Raw genomic sequence first — 17,987 nt, forward strand, 5'->3', positions numbered from 1 at the left:
TCATATGAGACACAACCCCTTGAATCAAGAATGCGGATCCATCATTTGTGCCCGTCGGACGAGCCCAGCAGACTGGCTGGACCACATCCGGCCGATGACGCCTGGGTGTCGCGGTCGTACCAACCCGCCTCAAGGTGTCACACGTTCCAACCCCCGCAGGAACGCGTCGGGGGCGACGAACCGGGTGTGGAACTTGCTCCAGTCGTCCTTGTAGCGCTGGTAGACCGGGTCGTCCTCGAGGGTGGCCGAGGCATCCGGGTCGTACTCGGGGGTGTCGTGCGTCGGCAGCGGCCCGACAGTTTTGGAGTGCGCCGTGTTGAAGTCGCCGTCCTTGACCCAGCCGTCGGTGATCAGGACGAAGTCGCGGCGCCAGCCCGCGGGCGGGTCCGGCGGGGCCGCGAAGCGAAGCCGGAGCTCGTCGCCGGCGTTCATGATCACGTAGCGGTCCTCGACCTCGGCCAGCAGCTCGCGGACGTCGCCGAAGCGGGTGTGGTAGCCGACCAGGTCGCGCCACCGGGGCCGCAGGCTGGCCAGCTCGTAGCGCGGCAGTTCCAGACGGCGCGGACCGACGTACTCGGTCACGTTGTAGCCGCGGTAGTCGAGATCCGCGACGGCGGGCGTGAGGCGCCGCGTCGCCAGCGGAGCGTCGTCGCGCAGCGGCGCCCAGGCGATCCGGTCCCAGTAGATCTCCAGGTTCGTGCGCAGCCGCAGCCGTTGCGGATACCGCCCGTCGAACAGCCGCTCCACCGGAATGACCATCGTCTTGAGCTTGCCGGCCGGGAAGCCCAGGTCCTGGTGCATGACGGTCCAGTGCCCCTTGCCGTCGAGCGCCTCCACCGCCACGCCGCGCGGCGCCGGCAGGCTGCTCTGTCCGAGGGCGACGTTGATGCTGCTGTCGGTCGGGTAGATCCAACCGTAGGCCAGCAGCCGCAGCGCGGCGTGCGCCTCGGCGTCCGGGCCGAGCTCGACTTCGAGGAAGTGATCGCGGGTGATTCCCTGGTGGGTCCCCCGCTCGAACGTGGCGACGTAGCGTCCGTCGCGCTTGCCGACCAGGTCCCCGACGTCCTTGCCGGCATCGTCCCAGGCGCCGGCGATGGGTTGCGACGGGCCGGTGACGATGGGATCCAGCGGGGCCGCGTCGCGGGCGAAGCGCTCGTCGACGAAGACCTCCGTGTCCGCCGGGTGGTCGACGACCAGCAGGGACGCGTGGTCGACGAAGTGGGTCTCCCAGAGCTCGGCGGTGATGCGCAGGTCGTACTCCCCGTCGCGCGGGGCGAGCTGATCGCCGCGGATCAGCACGCGATCCTCGGTCTGCGTGACGCCGGCGGTGTCCTGCGCGTTGATGCGCATCCCGAGCGGCGACCGCCAGAGCACGTCGGTGACGAAACGCAGGCCCGTACCGTCGTCGGCGAAGAGCCACGGGCAGGAGCCCTTGAGCCGCTGCTCGGCGACGAACTCGCCGCGCGCCGGCAGGTTGAAATCGGCCTGCACGACGCCGTTGGGCCACGCCACGCGCGCCACGTCGATCCGCGGCTGCTCGCCCAGGCCGAAGTGGACCGGCCCCCCGGTCAGCACCTGCTTCTGCACGAGCAGTCCGGCGCGCGCCTCGATCTCGCCGCCGACCCCGAACGAGTTGATCCGCTGATCGCCCGCCGCAATGTGGGCCCGCGGGCGAATCCGTTGCCAGCCGTAGCCGGCGCTGCCCCGCCCCGCCAGCCGTACCGGCGCGCCGTCCTCCACCCCCACCAGGTCGAGCCAGCCGTCGGCGTCCAGATCGGCGACGCCGAAGATCTCGGCCGTGACCGGCGCGTCGAGGTCGTCGTCCTGCAGCACCGCACGCTCGTCGGCCAGCCAGATCCGTGAGCCCGCCGGTCCCGAGCCGAGCAGGTCGAGCGCGCCGTTGTTGTCCAGGTCGGCCAACAGCAGCCGCCGGGATCCGGGAGCGGCGTCGGCCGGCACGGCGGACCACTCGGCGACGGGCTCGCGATCCCACGTCCCGTCGTTCCAGCTCGTGCGGCTGACCTGACCCGCCGCATCCAGGGTGACCACGTCGAGGACGCCGTCCGCGTTCAGGTCGCCCAGGGCCAGGGCGACGACCGGCCGCGACGCCTCCCACGCCGGCCACCCGCCGAACCGACCGGCCTGCAGGTTCTCCAGCGGATGCACGCCGCCCGCCGCGTCCAGCAGGACCGCGTCCGGGTCGCCGTCGACGTCGAGATCGCCCCAGCCGAAACCGCGCAGGCCGGCCACGGCGGGGAACGGCCGCACCGCCTCGAACGTGCCGTCGGCGTTGTTGCGCAGCACCCACGGCGCCGCGTCCAGGGGGCCGTGAACGATGTCGAGATCGCCGTCCATCTCGATGTCGGCCGCCCAGGCGCCGTAGCCCGCGAGGCTCCCCATGTCGATGTCGTTCGCCGGCACGGGGGTGTTCTGTTCGAACTCACCGTCCTCGTTGCGGGTCAGAAGACCGAAGCCACTTGCGCCCACAACGGCGAGATCCATGCGGTAGTCGCCGTTCCAGTCGAGAGGAAGAAGCGCCTCGGCAGCCGGCCCGGTCGCGGGCCCGCCGCCCGGAAAGGGGAGCTCCGGTCCCGCGTCGGCCCCGCCCACCCGGCGCACGGTCTCGCCGTCGGTGGCAACGATTGCCGGCGTCCCGTCCTCGCCGCCGTGGACTATGGCCAGCGCGGCCGCCTCGACAGTTCCCTGCGCTACCGGCTGGATTCGCTCCGCCACGTAGGCGAGCGTCCGATCCGGCGCCGCCGCGGTCGACGGGGGCGACGGCATCGCCAGAAAGCGCATCAGCGGCGCCGCGATCTGCTCTGCGCTGACGCTGACCACCGCCAGGTCCTCACGGAAAGCGGGCGTGCGGACCAGCACGTTGCGGAGCAACTGGGCCATGGTCGCGGCCCGTCCCAGGTCGCCGCCGGCGGCGGCCTCGGACAGTCCCTGCAACTGCTCCATGGCCAGCTCGGGCCACGCCGCGCTGCGTTGCGTCAGGCGCTCTATCGTGTCGTCCAGGACGTCGCCGTCCTCCGTCCGGGCCGCCCACCGCGCCCGCTCCAGCAGCACGGCCAGGTTGTCGGGCCGGCGCGCCAGGACCTCTTCCAGCCACCGCCGCGCCTCGGGCAGGTCGGGTTCTGCCCCGCCCCGCTCCAGCTCCTGGGCCAGGGCGAAGCGGGCTTGCTCGTGATCGGCGTCGAGCGCCGCCGCGCGCCGATACTGGGCGACCGCCTCCTCGGACCGCCCGCTGAAGCTGGCGAGCTGACCCTGCAGAAACGCCACCGCGGCACTGTCCGGCGCCAGGGCGTACGCCGTCTCCAGCGCCGTCGTCGCCCCTCCGTCGTCTCCCACGCCGACCCGGGCCACGGCCAGGTTCGCGTGAATGGCCGGCTCGCGCGGGGCCAGCTCGCTCGCGCGGACGAACTGGTCGCGCGCGTCGCTCAGCAAACCGACCTCCAGCGATGCCAGCCCCCGGTAGAAGACGCGCACCGTCTCCCGATACTCGGCCGAGCCGGCCGATGGAAGCCCCGCCGGCGCGCAGGCGAACCAGGAGCCCGCGCTCACGGCCACGACGATCGGCAACAGGAGCCTGCGGCGCAGAAGTCCCGCGCCGACGGAACGCCCAACGCGACAACGGGCAACATGGCCACCCCAAGGTCGCGTCACCGCCGCCAGCGCCAGTCGCCGCCACCGGGCAGCCGCCGGTCCGCGCGAGCCGGGGGTCGAGCCGAAAGAACCTGATATTTGCACGTTCACCACCGTTGATCCTTGATATTCTTGCCAACCGTAGCATGGTCGGCAAACTCCCCGGCGCCGTGGCAGTGGCCGTCGGACTGGCCATCGGAATCGCCGGTGGCGCGGTCTCCGCGCAGCCGGGTCGGACCTCCCCGCTGGTCCTCTCCGGTGCGCGGCCCGACCCGCAGGCCGGCACGCTGACCATCGCCGGCGCGGGCTTCGGTCAGCTTCCCTTCGTCACCCTCGACCTGGTGCCGCTCGCGGTGCGCTCGGCCACCGATACCGAGATCGTCGCCGCCGCGCCGGTCTCGCTCATGCCCCCGGGCGACTACGTCCTGACCGTCAGCCGCGGCGCGGGGGCCGGAGAGCACGCGTCGCTCGACGTCGCCCTGCATGGCGGTGCGGCGGCCGGCGGGTCGACGCCCGCCACCCGCTCCGGCGCGGGCGCGGGACCGGGCCCGGCGGCGAGGACCAACGGCACGGACGGGCCCCGGCTGGCCGCCGGACCGGATGCGGTGGCCGCACGGGTGGGCGATCGCGTGATCACGGTAGCCGAGGTGGATCGCGCGTGGCGCCGCCAGGATCCCGGGGGCTTCGCCGCGCTGGCGCGCGAGATCCACGACACGCGCTGGCGCTTCACCGACACGCTGGTGGCCGAGGCGCTCATCGCGCACGAGGCGGACGCGCAGGGACTGACGCCCGAAGCGCTGCTCGAACGGGAGATCCCGCCGCGAATCGTCGAGATGCCCGAATCGGCGGTGCGATCCCTCTACGCCGACGTGGGCACCGCCGCGCGCGGCGCCAGCTACGAGCAGATGGAGCCGGCGCTGCGCGCCTGGCTCGAACGGGTGACGGCGCGCGAGCTGGCCCGGATGAACTACCTGGAGGAGCTGACCGCCGTCTCCATCAACGCCGAGCTGGCCCTGGACGCGCCCCGGGTGGCCGTGGAGCGCACGGCGCAGGACGCGCGGCTCGGTCCGCAGGACGCGCCGGTCGAGCTGGTCGTGTTCGGCGACTTCCAGAACGCCGACTACGGTCGGTTCACCGCGGCGTTCGGACGCGTCCGGGAGACGTACGGCGAGCGGGTCCGGATCGTGTTCAAGCACCTGCCCCCGCCCGACCGCCCCGCCGCGATCCAGGCGGCGCAGGCCGCGCAGTGCGCCAATCTGCAGGAGCGATTCTGGCCGTTCCACGACGCATTGCTGTCACGGCCGGCGGTGCTCGACGCGTTCCGTCTCCGGCAGGCGGCGGGCGAGGCGGGCCTCGACGTGGATCGGTTCGACGCCTGCGTCGCGGGCGGGGCAACGCACCGGACGATCCTGGACGCACTCGAAGAGGCCATCCGCTACGGCCTGCACGCCAGCCCCAGCTTTCTCGTCAACGGCCGGCTCGCACCGGAGCCCCCGCCGTTCCTGCCTCCGTTCGAGTTCTTCACGCGGCTCATCGAGGAAGAGTTGCTGCAAGTGTCACGGCGCGGACGCTGATCGCCGGAGGCCGGCCGCCTCGTCGATGACGATCCGCGTGTTGGGAGAGATGTCCGCGAACCGCTGCGTCGCTCCCGAGGGCCACGCCACCTCCAGCGTCTCCACCACAGGGTCTGGCCCGAGCCCGAAGGTCAGGGGCAGCTCGCTCTGCGAGGCATAGCTCGACCCGCTGCGCGCCATTCGTGACTGTCTGCCCGACGCGCTCGCCACCTGCACCACCGCCCCGATCCCGCGCCGGTTCGAACGCGTGCCGACCAGTCGGACCCGCAGCCAGTTGTTCCGGTTGCCGCCGTCGTTGCGGAGCAACCGCGCGGGCCCGTTCAACGCGGTGAGCACGAGGTCGAGATCCCCGTCGCCGTCGAAGTCGGCGTAGGCGGCCCCCCGCCCCATGGCCGGCCGGACGAACGCCTCGCCCGCTCCGCGGCTGGCGTCCTGAAACGTGCCGTCGCCCCGGTTTCGGAGCAGCAGCGGCGGCTGGCTGAGCCGCGCTCGCGAATCCAGCATCCCCTGCGACTCGTCGGTGCCGCCGTTCGCGGCGAAGATGTCGAGGCGGCCGTCGAGGTCGACGTCCAGGAAGAAGACCGCCCAGGTGACCGAACGGTAGCTGGCGCGGCCCACCGCCGTGCGGGGCGCGGCGTCCACGTAGAAGCCGTCGCCCGCGTCGCGATAGAGGCCGAGCATCTCGTGGAGGAAATTGCCGACGAGGATGTCCGGGCGGCCCGACCGATCGTAGTCGGCCGCGTCCACTCCCATGTTCGCGCGCGCCCGTCCCCGCTCGCTCAGGGACACGCCGGCGCGCAGGCCCACGTCGACGAATCGTCCCGCTCCGTCGTTGTGGTACAGCTTTGCGGGCACGCGGTCGCTGCCGACGAACACGTCGGGCCAGCCGTCGGCGTCGTAGTCGAGCACCGCGACCCCCATCGCCTTGTCGGTCGGGTCGTCGAGGCCGGCCTGCGCGGTGACGTCCTCGAAGCGACCCTGCCCGGCGTTGCGGTACAGGGTGGGCGCGACCGGACGGTACGCGTCGGGACCGCAGTACCCCGGTGGATTGCCGCACCCCGTGTCCGTCTCGGGCGACCAGTCCACGTAGTTGCCGACGAAGAGGTCGACCAGGCCGTCGCGGTCGTAGTCGAGCCACGCGGCGCTGACCGCGAACCCGCCGTCGCCGATGCCCGAGCCGGCGGTCACGTCGCGGAACGTGCCGTTCCCCGCGTTGCGGTAAAGCCGCCCCCCGTCCACCGTCGTCAGGAAGAGGTCGTCGCGGCCGTCGTTGTCGTAGTCGGCGACCGCGGCTCCGAGGCCGTAGACTTCGGCGCCGTCCAGGCCGCTCCCCGCGAAGACGTCGCCGAAAGTGCCGTCCCCGTTGTTGCGGAACAGGCCATGACGGGTCTCGCCGGCCGATCCCCACCGCCTGCCGTTGACGAACAGCAGGTCCGACCGGCCGTCGCCGTCCAGGTCGAGCACGGCGACCCCGCCGCCGAACAGCTCCGGGTACCAGTGATCGCCCGCGGCCCCGTTGTCGTGCGTGAAGTCGATGCCGGCCTGCGCCGTCACGTCGGTGAACACGACCGCGGCAGGCACCGCGTTCTGCGCTGCCGAACCCGCCCGGCCCGCGGCGCCCGGCAGTCCCGAGGCGCCGGGTTGCCCGGTCGATCGGCCTCCGCTCAGCACCAGCACCGCGCAGGCGATTCCGATCAGGAACCGGTGGCGGTTCGAAGACCGGCCAAACGCCCGAATCGCGCAGCGCGAGAAGGAAACCCGGCGGGGCGTCCGCGACCGGGAAGCGGCGTAGCGGGGGACGATGCCTCGTCGGCCGCACACGGCGGAGTCACTCACGGCACTTCCCCGTCGGGCCACGGCGTGCGGCACGCCTCGCCCCGCTCGTAGCGCCGCAGGTTCTCCTGCAACCGACCGGAAACGCCGGCGAGTCCGGCGCGCAGGGCTCCGGTGACGAGATCGCGCTGCAGCGCCGCCGCGCGGTCGAAGGCGCCGACCTCGGCCAGCGCCATCGCCATCGTCTCCCCCAGGTCGAGACTCCTCCCCCGCGAGGCGAGACCGTCCGCCATGGCCAGCGCGCGCGCCCCGTCGCGGACGCGCTCGTCCGGGGCCGCGGCCAGCACGCGCGCGAGTGCGTGGGCCACCCCGGCATCGTCCGGGTACGCTTCCAGCGCCTGCTCGAGCCGCGCGCGGGCGGCAGACCAGCGGTGGAGCACGACAAGGGTCATGGCGTGCCCGAAGGCCGCCTCGACGAGATCCGGGCTCATCCGCGACGCCTGCTGATACTGCGCCAGGGCGCCCTCCGGATCGCCGGACCGGCGCAGGCTGTAGGCCAGGCGCAGGCGGGCCTCGGCGTACGACGCCCGCCCCCGCAGCGCCGCGGCGAACCGTTCGGCCGCTTCCCGGTACCTGCCCTCGTCCTGCAGCAGCACCCCCAGGCTGTACTGTGCCTGCGCCAGCTCGGGCGCATCCGCCGCAGCCCGCTCCAGCTCCGTGCGCGCCGTCCCCGTGTCGCCCCGCAGATAGAGCGCCGTGCCGAGTCGGTGCCGAAGCTCCGCGTCTGCAGGATCGAGCTCCAGGCCGCGGCGGAACGCGGCGACGGCCCCGTCCCAGTCCTCGCGGTTCAGCGCCTCGATACCGCGCGTCTCGTACGCCTGAGAGCTCTCCAGCAGTCCGTCCAGGGCGGCCATCAGCGGGTCGGCGGGCCGGATGTCGGCCGCCTCCCGCTGCCGCAGGTGCTCCTGCGCCCGCTCCGCTTCGCCGAGCCGCAGATAGGCCTGCCCGAGCGGATAGTGGGCCGCCGTCGCCGAGGGTTCGAGGGCGAGGATCTCCTCCAGGCCCCGGGCCGCCGGCTCGAACTCCTCCCGCATCAGCGCGACGCGGGCCAACCCGAACCGCGCGGAGAGCGAATCGGGATAGAGGCGCAGGGCGCGCGCGAACAGCGGCTCGGCGGCCTCCGCGTCTCCCTGCGCCAGGCGCACGTCGCCCAGCCAGACCAGAACGGCCATGTCGTCCGTCTGCAGTCGCCGCGCCGCCTCGAAGCGATCGGCCGCCTCGTCGAGCGCGCCGGCGTCCCGGTGCAGATGCGCCAGGTAGTAGGGCCAGCGGACATCGGCCGGGGCCAGCGTCTGCGCGTTCCGGAACGCCGGAACGGCGGCGCCGGGCAGCTCCGCCGCCATGAGCACCATGCCGAGCGCGCCGTAGGTCTCCGCCGCGCCCGCGGCCGGGGCCCGCCCCGCGGCCTGCAGGCTGTCGATCGGCTGCCAGCGGGACTCTATCTGCTCGCGGACCGAGTCGCTGACCTGCGCGAGGTCGGGGAGGACGACGGCTTCCAGCGGACGCTCGACCGCCGTGCTCCCCTCCTGCCCGCGCGCGCCGGACGCCGGCGAGTCCGTCCCGCCGCACGCCCAGCCCAGGAACGCCGGCGCGAGCAGCAGCAACACCGCCTGACGCCGGCCGCGCGCGGCCGGCATCAGGAACAGAACAGGTTGCAGCCGTCCCGGCGTTCGCGACGCGTCGACGGCGTGGAGTCCTCGACCTTGCGGTCGATCACCATCATGACCAGGCCTATCCCGACGCCGGCGGCGATGAGCCCCCATACCTTGCGCGCCCCGCCGCGGTCGCCGTCTCCCGCCGGTGCCTGCATCGCCGCGGCCCGCATCTCCCGCGGCCGCGCAAGCGAGCCGGCAGCCGCCGCCTCGCGGTCCGCCGTCGGCGCCTGTCGCGCCGTCACCTCCGAAGCCGCCTTCAGGGCCGAATCCAGCAGACTTCCCGCGAACGCCGCAGGCGCGTGCGCCATCACCAGTACCAGCGTCAACGCCAGCGCCGTCATCCGCTTCCAGCTCGTGCTCGCAGTCATCGTCGTCCTCCTCTCGGCAGCATGCGAACGGCCAGGGGGCTCGCGCCGGCGAAACCCCTGGCGTGACCGCAAGCCTCTAGAACCGCAGGTTCGCGTACACCTGCAGCACCCGCGCGTCGAGCACCGTGATCGGCCGGCCGAACGCGATGCCGATCGTGTTCTCGATCGACTGGACCGAGTTGGAGTTCATCGCGTTGTAGAGGTCGATGCTGGTGTCCAGACGCACGTCGCCCAGATCGAACGTCCGCAGGAACCGGAGATCGAGCTGCGTGAAGCGCTTGGTGAAGTACTGGTTCGGCGCGGTGATCGCCAGCGTCCGGTTGGGGCTGCCCGCGAAACCGACCCGCGTGCTCGTCGGATCGCAGGTGCCGTTGCCGTCCGCCCAGCAGTGGATGTCGGCGTTGGTGAAGTCGCCGATGGCGTTGATCGGCGTGCCCGGCGTGTTCTTGTAGATCCAGCTCAGCGTGAAGTCGGACGGGAGCGGGATGTCGCCGTGCATCCGGAAGTCGGCCAGGTTGCCCCAACTGTGGGTGTGGGTGCAGTTCGGGCCGCCCGGCGGGAGGTTGTTGAACAGGTCGCGCGGCTGGTTCGGCTCGTCCACGGTGAAGCAGTTGCCGATCGTCTGCGTCCCGAGGTCGAGGCCCCCGGTCACGCGGATGCCGTTCGGCAGGCGCCCGTCGACGGAGAAGACGAAGCCGTTCCAGACCCGGGTCTGGGCGCCGTAATTGTCGGCTATGGTCACGAGCCGCTTGCTCTGCCCGAACAAGTCGGGCCTGATGTCGTAGTAGCCGCAGAGCGGCTGGCCCGGCGAGAGACCACTCACCACGTCGTACAGCCGGCCGCTCGCCGGGGTCGAGATGCAGTACTCGTCGAAGTCCGCGGGGCCGGTCAGCAGGTTGTCCGACACCCAGAAGCCGCCCGACCAGTTGCGGTTGTAACCGCCGCTGACCGACAGCCCGGTCAGCAGCTCGCGCTGAATCTCGGCCAGGAAGTCCCAGGTATAGGGTCGGTTGTCGTACAGGACGTCAGGATCGAACATCGTGGCGGGACAGGCTTCCGGGCTCGCTTCCGAGCACCCCTCCAGGTTGCCGAAGATGTAGTCCTCCGGCTCCAGATCCGGAAACTGGCCGTAGTTGGCGTTGCTGATGTCGCCGCACTCGCCGTTCGCGCCGAAGTTCGCCGTGTCGCAGTCCGCGATCCAGTTCTGATTCGCATCGATCCACAGCCGGTTCGCCGTCGAGACCGACGAGTTGAACGGGTGGAACTCGCGGGTCAGACGGCTCCGCGTCAGCTCGTTGAAGCGGCCCATCGACACCTTTACCGCCGTCCGGCCATCGCCCGTCAGGTCATAGCTGACGCCGCCGCGCGGGTTGATGTCGGTCCAGTCCGGGACGCCGCGCAGCTCCGGCACCGTCCGCGCGCCGACGGAGGGTCCGGCCCCCAACTGTGCGGCCGGGAACCCCATGCTGACATAGTCGGTTCGTATCCCTCCCGTCAGCGTCAGGTTCCCGACGGTCCACGAGTCCTGGACGTAGAGGCCCAGCTCGGCGTTCATCCGCTCCTGCTGGAAGTACGGCTGCGTGTAGTAGATGAGGGCTATCGGATTGCCGGCCAGCAGCGCCCACGCCAGCGTGTCCTGGTGGGCGGTGGTCCGCTCCTCGTCGTTGAACGCCTGCTCCAGCGTCACGCCGACCCGGAAGTTGTGCGAGCCGGTGACGTACGACATCCGGAAGTACTCCATGCTCCGCCCGGTCCGCGCGCGGGGGGCGATGTTCAGGATCGGGGCGCCCCAGCGGTAGCCGGTGGCGAGGTCGCGGATGTGCCGATCCTCACCGTCGACGACGCCGGTGGCGGGGAAGTTGATCCAGTTCGCCGTCTGCCAGCCGCCGCCCGCCTCGAGCAGGAGGCGCGTCGTGACGGGCGAGGTCCACGAGCCCTGGACGACGCCGTTGGGCCACATGTCCCAGCCGTTCTCGTTCTCGATGGCGTACTGGCCCGTGTACCCGGTCGTGCAGCGGCAGTCCTTCTGGATGTCGAGGAAGCTGGCGAACCGGTGCCGCTCGGCGGCCTGCCAGGTGAGGCGGACGGCGTGCGTCCGGTTCCAGTCGAAGTCGTAGGCCGGCCGGCCGGAGTCGCGCTCGTGGAAGATGGTCCGGGTGTTGTAGAAGCCGGGCGCGCCGGGGCCGCCCCGCAGGCCGAACGGATCCTCGATCTCGTTGGGGCCGCCCACCCGCATGTCGGGGAACTGCGCCCCCGCCATGCCGAACCCGTTGTGCCCCTGCAGCGCGTTGAAGAAGCCGCCGGGCGGCTGGATGCGGCGGCCCCAGCGCGCGATGGAGGCGTAGTACCACGCCTTGTCCGTCACGATCGGACCGCCCATCGTGCCGGCGGCGCGCCAGATGTTCACCATCTGCGGCGGCTCGATGCCGAACTCCTCCAGCTCGGGGGTCAGGTTCTCCGCCTGCATCCCGCCGCCGGAGTACTTCGTGTTGAGCGAGGCGGTGAAGGTGTTGCTCCCCTCCCGCGGGATGGCGTTGATGGTGGTGCTGCCCGAGCCGTTCTCGGCGCCCATGCCGGCGATCTCGACCTGCATCTCCCCGATGGTGTCGGAGTTGGTGATGTAGCCGGAGCCGGAGGCGGTGCCGATGTAGTACTGATTGCGGAAGCCGTTGAACGACGCGCGGGTGCCCGGCTTGCCGTGGTAGAAGCGGTAGGCCCCCTGCGCCGACCAGGTGTCGCGGGTGCCGCCGACGTCCGCCCGGTCCTCGGTGAACCCGGGCGTCACCTGGGCTATGGTCTGCAGGCCGTAATTGCCCACCGGCAGGACTTCCAGCTCCTCGGTGTCGAGCACCGCCTGCTGGCGCACGGTCTGCACGTCGACCACCGGCGCCTCGCCCGTGACCGTAATCGTCTCCTCGACCGACCCGACGGCCATCTGGGCGTCGATCGTCGCCGTGAACCCGGCGCCGATCGTGATCCCGTCGCGGACGACCGTCGAGAAGCCGGGCAGGGTGAACGTGACGGTGTAGCTTCCGAGAGGAAGCTGCACCACGCTGTACAGCCCGGCGCCGTCGGTGAACGCCACCTGCGGCGCACCCAGCGCGGCGGACGTCACCTCCACGGTGACGCCCGGCAGCACGCCACCGGTGTTGTCGGTCACCTGCCCGGCGATGGCGCCGAGCTGCTGGGCCGATGCACCGGCCGTACACAAGAGAGCCGCGCAGAGCGCGGCGGAAGTGACAGCGCCGAAACGAACCCGTTGCCTGAACGCGTGCGACATGAGACACCTCGCGATCGAACGGAACGAATCGCCGTGGTTCTGCGTCTGACCGTTCAGGCCCTTGGCCTGCCCGGCCGACGTAAACCCTTCTTGCCGCGATTGTAGTGCCGACGATCCTGCCGCGCAAGCAGCGTGCTAACCCGCGCTATACTGCGAAACATGTCGTTCCAGCTTCCCCGGAAGGCCTCGCTTCTGGTCGCGGCGGTGCTCGCGGCCGGCGCCCTCGACTCCGCCTCGGCGCAGCCGCCGCCGGTGTTCCGGTCGGGCGTCACGCTGGTCACCACCGACGTCATCGTGCGGGACGGCGACGGCCAGTTCCTGCCCGACCTGACCCTCGACGACTTCACGATCTACGAGGACGGCCAGCCCCAGCGGATCGCCTCCCTGGTGCTAGTGCACGGCGGACGGGTGTTCAACCAGTTGCTGCCCCCGCCGCCGGTGCCGGAAGGGATTATCCTGCCCGGACGGACCGCCCCGGCAGCGAGCGCGACGCCGGGACGGATCTTCGTCATCTTCATCGACGACCTGCACATCCGGCCACCGGACACGCCGCTGATCCACCGCGTGATGGACCTGCTGCCCGAGACGCTGATCCACGAGGGGGACGAGTTCGGGATCATCTCGAGCGGCAAGTCCGCCATCCGCGTGCAGATGACGAGCGACCGCAACCGGCTGCGGGCGATCGACCGGGCCGTGGGCGAGGCGTTCGATCCGCGGCAACTGATCGAACGGGCCACACAGCTCTCGTCGCTCGGCGAGTCGCGCTGGCGCGCCCACGTCGCCTTCAAGACCGCGATCGAGACGGTGCGCGGGCTCGAGCAAATCCGGCACCGGCGCAAGGCCTTCCTGTACGTGAGCGCCGGCTACAACTTCAATCCGTTCGACGACAGCCGCGTCAACGCGCGCATCGAGTCGATGCAGCAGGTGGGGTTCTTCGAGGGCGTCGATCTGCCGGCGTTCGACGAGCCGGCCCTCGATCAGTTCGCGACCACGGACGCGTTCGGCGAGGTATTCAGCGACTCCGAGCTGCACAACGAGCTGCTGCTGCTGATCGACGAGGCGAACCGCGCCAACGTCTCGTTCTACACCATCGATGTCCGCGGTCTGACCACCATCCCTGATCTCGACTTCGATCTGCGGACCACCGAGTGGAACGAGTACATCCGCAAGCAGCACTCGTCGCTGCGGACGCTGGCGGAGCTGACCGGCGGGATCGCGGTGGTCAACCGCAACACGTTCCGCGAGGCGTTCACCGAGATCGACGCCGAGACGAGCGACTACTACGTGCTCGGCTTCTACTCGTCCAACCCGGACGAGACGCGCCGGTCGCGCGAGCTGCGAGTCGAGGTGGCGCGCGAAGGGGCGGAGGTCCGTTCGCGGACCCACTACCTGCTGCCGTTCCCCGATGCCCGGCCCGCGGCGCCACCGGGAGCGGCGCCCGTCTCCCCGACAGAGGCGCCAGGGTCCGCACGGCGATAGCGGACGGGTCGGAGGCCGGTCAGTACCGGAAGAGGTACGAGATCTTCATGAAGATCGCGCGGTTGGTCCGCCGGTACCGCTGCGTGAGGAAGCGCACCGGGTCCAGCCGGTCCTCCTGCTGGTAGTGGCCGTCGTAGCCCACGTAGAACACCGTTCCGGAGTTGACGCGGTAGGTCAGCAGCAGGTTTCCGTCCAGTGTCCGGTCGAACGAGTTGTGCTCGAGGATGTTGCGCAGCAGCAGCCGCTCGGTGAACTGATAGGTTGTCAGCGCGCGCAGCACCTGGATGTCGAAGACCAGCGTGCTCGTCCGGGGATCCTCCAGGCGGCTCAGCTCGACGTTCAACTGCGATTGCAGGCGCGACACGGGCCGGAATATGGCGGTCAGGCTGCCGAGGCGGCCGCGGCCGAGAAACGGCATCCCGCCGTAGCGTATGGACTCTCCCCAGGAGACATTGCCGACCAGCGCGATCCGCCGGCTGGCGTTGATGTCGAAGTCGACGCCCTGGTTCCACTTCCAGAAGTCGATCCCGCCGTACCGCTCCAGCGCCCGCTCGGCGCTCAGACCCAGGCGCACGTTGCGCGCGAAGGTGAAATCGAGCCCGGGGCCGACGGTTTCATCCATCAGCACGTTGTCGAACGAGTAGTTCCGCCCGTAGCGCACCCGCGGCCCCCAGTTGACCAGCCAGTGCTCCGGCCACCAGCGGTAGGCCAGGTTGGTGAACATGCGCTTGTCGTCGACCCGCCGGACGAACCCGGTGTCGATGCGAAAGTCGGGACTGGTGCCGCCGTAGAAGGCGGAGAAGTTCACGTTCCGCCCCACGTGATTGAAGAAGGTCCCCATCGTCTGCCCGACGCGCTCGACCCCCTCCTCGTCACGGTGCCACGACTGCGACAGGAAGACGTTCCAGCGGTTGGTGGCGCCGAGCCGCATGTTGGAGTCGAACGCTGCCATCCGGCTGTAGCCGTCCATGAAGTCGCGGTTCGTGAACGTCGCGCCGACGAACGACTCCGGGTACAGGTCGAAGCGGGCGCGGCCGACGGCGACGTTGGCGGTCCTGCCGAACGCCGGGTCCGACGGGTCGTCGCGCTTGCCCGGCGCCTCGTCGTCGGCGAAAAGGACGCCGAGGGAGCTGCGGCCCACCTTGCCGCTCACCTTGCCCCCGTAACGCGGGTCGACGATGGTGCGGGTATGGATCGGCGTGATCGGCGCGAAGACGTTGAAGATCTCCTGCCCCTCCAGGAAGAACGGCCGCAGCTCGGGATAGAAGAGCGGGAAGCGCTGGTTGACGTCGATCTGCGGCAGGTCCGATTCGATCTGCGAGAAGTCGGGGTTGACGGTGAAGTCGGCGGTCAGATCCGAGGAGATGCCGTACTTCACGTTGAGCCCGGCCTCGGCGACGTCGTCGTCGACGAACGCGCCGGCGGCATCGAGCGCGCCGAGGCGGAACGCGGTGACCGTCGGCAGGATCTCCAGGTTGCGGCTGGTCGACAGGTCGGCCAGCCCCTCGATCACCCCCATCTGAGCGAGAAACTGCGCGATGTCCCGCGAAACCGGCGACCAGACGACGGTCTCGTCCTTCCCCTGAATCGCGCGCGAGACCTGGAACCCCCAGCGGTGCGTCTCCCCCTCGCCGACCGCCGGGTAGCGCAGGCTCTTGAAGGGGATCGCCAGCTCCGCGGTCCAGCCGTCCGCCGACGGCACGCCGGCCGAGACGAACAGGGCGTCCCACGAGATGTCCCCTTCCGGAATGCCGCTGGGGGGCGTGTCCGACGGCCCTCTTCCCTGCGACCCGAGGGCCCGCCGCTGCGTCCGGTTGCGCAGGCCGGTCGAGTTCAGGATGGCGTCCCCCTGCACCCCGAAGCCGTTGACGGTGAACTGATAGGCGCGCTGCCGGTCACGGAACGGGTCGAAGAAGAGGGAGACCGTGTCGTCCTCGGCGATCTGATCCCGATCCGAGCGGTTCGCCCGCATCAGATCGGGGCTGGCGTATCCCGCGCGGATGCCGACGTAGAGGTTCTCGCCGTCGTAGGCGATGTACACGTCGGTCGGCTCGCTGGCGACGGCCCCTTCGACCGGCGCCGTCTGCACGAAGTCCGACAGGTGCGCGGCCCGGCGCCAGACGTCGTCGGTGAGTTGCCCGTCGATGATCGGGGGCTCCTCCACCCGGACCGCGGAAACGACCGGTTGCCCGGCGGCGTGCGCCGCGGCCCCGACCAGCAGCGCCAGCGCCAGGAGCCCGCGGTGAAACGCCGCGTGGTACCGAGAGGCATATTCGACCGGGGAGCAACGCCGTCCACGCGGGTTGCATCGCCGCTTGAATGCAGCGGGGCTTTCGCCACGGGCTCTCAGGGCGGTTCCGCCGGCCGTTCGCGATGCGATCATCGTTCGATCGGCGTCGCCGCGACGATCCCGGCGCCTTCCTCGATCGTGATCCGCTGGTTGGCTTCCAGCGGTCCGGTCTCGTCGACGCGCCCGCCCGGCCACGCCACCCGCACGGCCTCGACCTGCGTTGCGGCGCCCAACCCGAGGGACACCGGCAGCTCGCTCTGCGAGGCGTAGCTCGACCCGGTCCGCACCCGGCGCCAGCGCGTTCGGCCCCCGGTGGTCACCTCGACGCGCGCGCCCACGCCGTCGCGGTTCGCAGCCGTCCCGACGAGCCGCACCCGCAGCACGTTTCCAGCCGCCGTGTCGTTGCGCAGCAGCCGCGGCGCCCCGCCGTTGGCGGTGATCACCACGTCGAGATCGCCGTCGCCGTCCGCGTCCGCGTAGGCCGCCCCGCGCCCGACGAGCGGCGCGTCGAACCCCTCGCCGGCTCCCGTCACTTCCTCGAAGCGGCCGCCGCCGAGGTTGCGGAACAGTTGCGGGCGCTGCGCGTGACTCACCCGCGTCTGGACCCGGCCGACGTCGTCCGCCACATGGCCGTTCGCGGCGAGGATGTCCAGGCGGCCGTCGAGGTCGACGTCGAAGAAGAAGCAACCGAACGTCAGCGTCAGCAGCGTCGCCCGGCCGAGCGGCGAACGGGGCGCGTCGTCGATGAACAGCCCGTTGCCCTCGTTGTGGTACAGGGCCAGCATCTCGTTCGAGAAGTTGCCGATCACCAGGCCGGGCAGCCCCGAGTCGTCGTAGTCGGCGGCGTCGGCCCCCATGCCGGCCCGCGCCACCCCGGTCTCGCTGAAGGCCACCGCGGCAGTGACCGCAATGTCCTCGAACGTGCCGTCGCCCCGGTTGCGGAACAACTGGTTCGGCTGCGTGTCGTTGGCCACGAACAGGTCCATCCAACCGTCCGCGTCCGAATCGAACATCACCACGCCCAACGCCTTGGCCGACGGCGCCGCCACCCCCGCGGCCGCCGTCACGTCCTCGAAGGTCCCGTCGCCCCGGTTGCGGTACAGCGTGGCGCTCTGCCCCGCGTACGACTCCGGGGTGCAGTAGGACTTGGTCTCGCCGTCGAGGGTGCAGAACAGGTCGGTCTCCGCCGTCCACTCGACGTAGTTCGCCACGAACAGGTCGAGGTGCCCGTCGCCGTCGTAGTCGAGCCAGAGAGCGCTGGTCGAGAACCCCGGATCGCCAACGCCGGCCGCGGCAGTAACGTCCGTGAACGTGCCGTCCCCGCTTCCTCTGTAGAGCCGATTGGGGCCGAGCGCGGCCAGGTACAGGTCGACGTGCCCGTCGTTGTCGTAGTCGGCCGCGGCCCCGCCGATGCCGTAGATCGGGGAATCGAGTCCGGACCCGCGGGTGACGTCGGTGAAGGACCAGCCGCCGTCGTTGCGGTACAGCGCCGGCGGCGTGCCGTCGCCCCGTCCCGGCCAGTCGGTCGAATTGATCAGCAGCAGGTCCTGCCGCTCATCGCCGTCGGCATCCAGCCAGACGGCGCCCGCACCGAGCGTCTCCGGCAGGTACTTCTCGCCGAACGCCCCGGTGTTGTGGGTGAACCGGATGCCGGCCTCCGCGGTGACGTCGGTGAAGACGATTGGTGCTACCCGCGCGTCGGCCGCGGTCTCGGCCCGCGGCGTGTCGGGTCCGGATGCGGCGTCGGGAGACTCTTCCCCGGCCGGCCCGCCGCAGCCAGCCGCGGCGGCCAGCACGATGGCGACGGCGCCGAACGCGGCGCGGAACACGGGGCGCGGCGGCAGCGTGCGAATCATCGTGCCG

Annotated in this window: 9 protein-coding genes; 2 read left to right on the top strand and 7 right to left on the bottom strand. The window is 71.1% G+C overall.

Annotated features, from left to right (window positions below):
• Positions 1 to 129 precede the first annotated feature (129 nt).
• On the bottom strand, positions 130 to 3,582 hold the full coding sequence (locus F4X11_18835) for a hypothetical protein (GenBank protein ID MYN67059.1): 3,453 nt from the start codon (positions 3,580 to 3,582) through the stop codon (positions 130 to 132).
• Between the two features lie 495 nt (positions 3,583 to 4,077).
• Complete coding sequence (locus tag F4X11_18840; protein MYN67060.1) at positions 4,078 to 4,260, bottom strand: hypothetical protein; 183 nt, start codon at positions 4,258 to 4,260, stop codon at positions 4,078 to 4,080.
• A gap of 14 nt (positions 4,261 to 4,274) precedes the next feature.
• On the opposite strand from F4X11_18840, the gene F4X11_18845 reads away from it, so the two are divergent.
• The gene (locus tag F4X11_18845) at positions 4,275 to 5,219 is read left to right on the top strand and encodes a thioredoxin domain-containing protein (protein MYN67061.1); all 945 of its coding nucleotides are present in this window, start codon (positions 4,275 to 4,277) and stop codon (positions 5,217 to 5,219) included.
• Here F4X11_18845 and F4X11_18850 read toward each other — a convergent pair.
• The 3 genes from F4X11_18850 to F4X11_18860 form a co-directional block, all read right to left on the bottom strand.
• Positions 5,202 to 6,887, bottom strand: a complete 1,686-nt coding sequence (locus tag F4X11_18850; GenBank protein MYN67062.1) for a CRTAC1 family protein — start codon at positions 6,885 to 6,887, stop codon at positions 5,202 to 5,204. The genes F4X11_18845 and F4X11_18850 overlap by 18 nt on opposite strands.
• Positions 6,888 to 7,051: 164 nt before the next feature.
• Positions 7,052 to 8,815, bottom strand: coding sequence for a tetratricopeptide repeat protein (locus F4X11_18855; protein ID MYN67063.1), 1,764 nt, complete (start codon positions 8,813 to 8,815; stop codon positions 7,052 to 7,054).
• Between the two features lie 336 nt (positions 8,816 to 9,151).
• Positions 9,152 to 12,355, bottom strand: coding sequence for a TonB-dependent receptor (locus F4X11_18860; GenBank protein ID MYN67064.1), 3,204 nt, complete (start codon positions 12,353 to 12,355; stop codon positions 9,152 to 9,154).
• A 159-nt stretch (positions 12,356 to 12,514) separates the two neighbouring features.
• On the opposite strand from F4X11_18860, the gene F4X11_18865 reads away from it, so the two are divergent.
• Positions 12,515 to 13,834 (top strand): VWA domain-containing protein, encoded by a 1,320-nt coding sequence (locus tag F4X11_18865; protein ID MYN67065.1) that lies wholly within the window; start codon positions 12,515 to 12,517, stop codon positions 13,832 to 13,834.
• 19 nt (positions 13,835 to 13,853) lie between these two features.
• On the opposite strand, the gene F4X11_18870 is transcribed toward F4X11_18865, so the two are convergent.
• Together F4X11_18870 and F4X11_18875 are read right to left on the bottom strand one after the other, a co-directional pair.
• The gene (locus F4X11_18870) at positions 13,854 to 16,217 is read right to left on the bottom strand and encodes a carbohydrate binding family 9 domain-containing protein (protein ID MYN67066.1); all 2,364 of its coding nucleotides are present in this window, start codon (positions 16,215 to 16,217) and stop codon (positions 13,854 to 13,856) included.
• Positions 16,214 to 17,980 carry a CRTAC1 family protein gene (locus F4X11_18875; protein ID MYN67067.1) on the bottom strand — a complete coding sequence of 589 codons (1,767 nt, stop codon included), beginning with the start codon at positions 17,978 to 17,980 and terminating at the stop codon, positions 16,214 to 16,216. The genes F4X11_18870 and F4X11_18875 overlap by 4 nt, the downstream gene beginning before the upstream one ends.
• Between the last annotated feature and the right edge of the window lie 7 nt (positions 17,981 to 17,987).

The sequence above is a fragment of the Acidobacteriota bacterium genome, assembly GCA_009861545.1.
GTDB lineage: Bacteria > Acidobacteriota > Vicinamibacteria > Vicinamibacterales > UBA8438 > WTFV01.

Excerpts from the sequence above, each read along its gene's own strand:
- F4X11_18855 (MYN67063.1), bottom strand. The coding sequence starts at position 8,815 with ATGGGGGCTCATCGCCGCCGGCGTCGGGATAGGCCTGGTCATGATGGT.
- F4X11_18860 (MYN67064.1), bottom strand. The coding sequence starts at position 12,355 with ATGTCGCACGCGTTCAGGCAACGGGTTCGTTTCGGCGCTGTCACTTCC.
- F4X11_18865 (MYN67065.1), top strand. The coding sequence starts at position 12,515 with ATGTCGTTCCAGCTTCCCCGGAAGGCCTCGCTTCTGGTCGCGGCGGTG.
- F4X11_18870 (MYN67066.1), bottom strand. The coding sequence starts at position 16,217 with ATGATCGCATCGCGAACGGCCGGCGGAACCGCCCTGAGAGCCCGTGGC.
- F4X11_18875 (MYN67067.1), bottom strand. The coding sequence starts at position 17,980 with ATGATTCGCACGCTGCCGCCGCGCCCCGTGTTCCGCGCCGCGTTCGGC.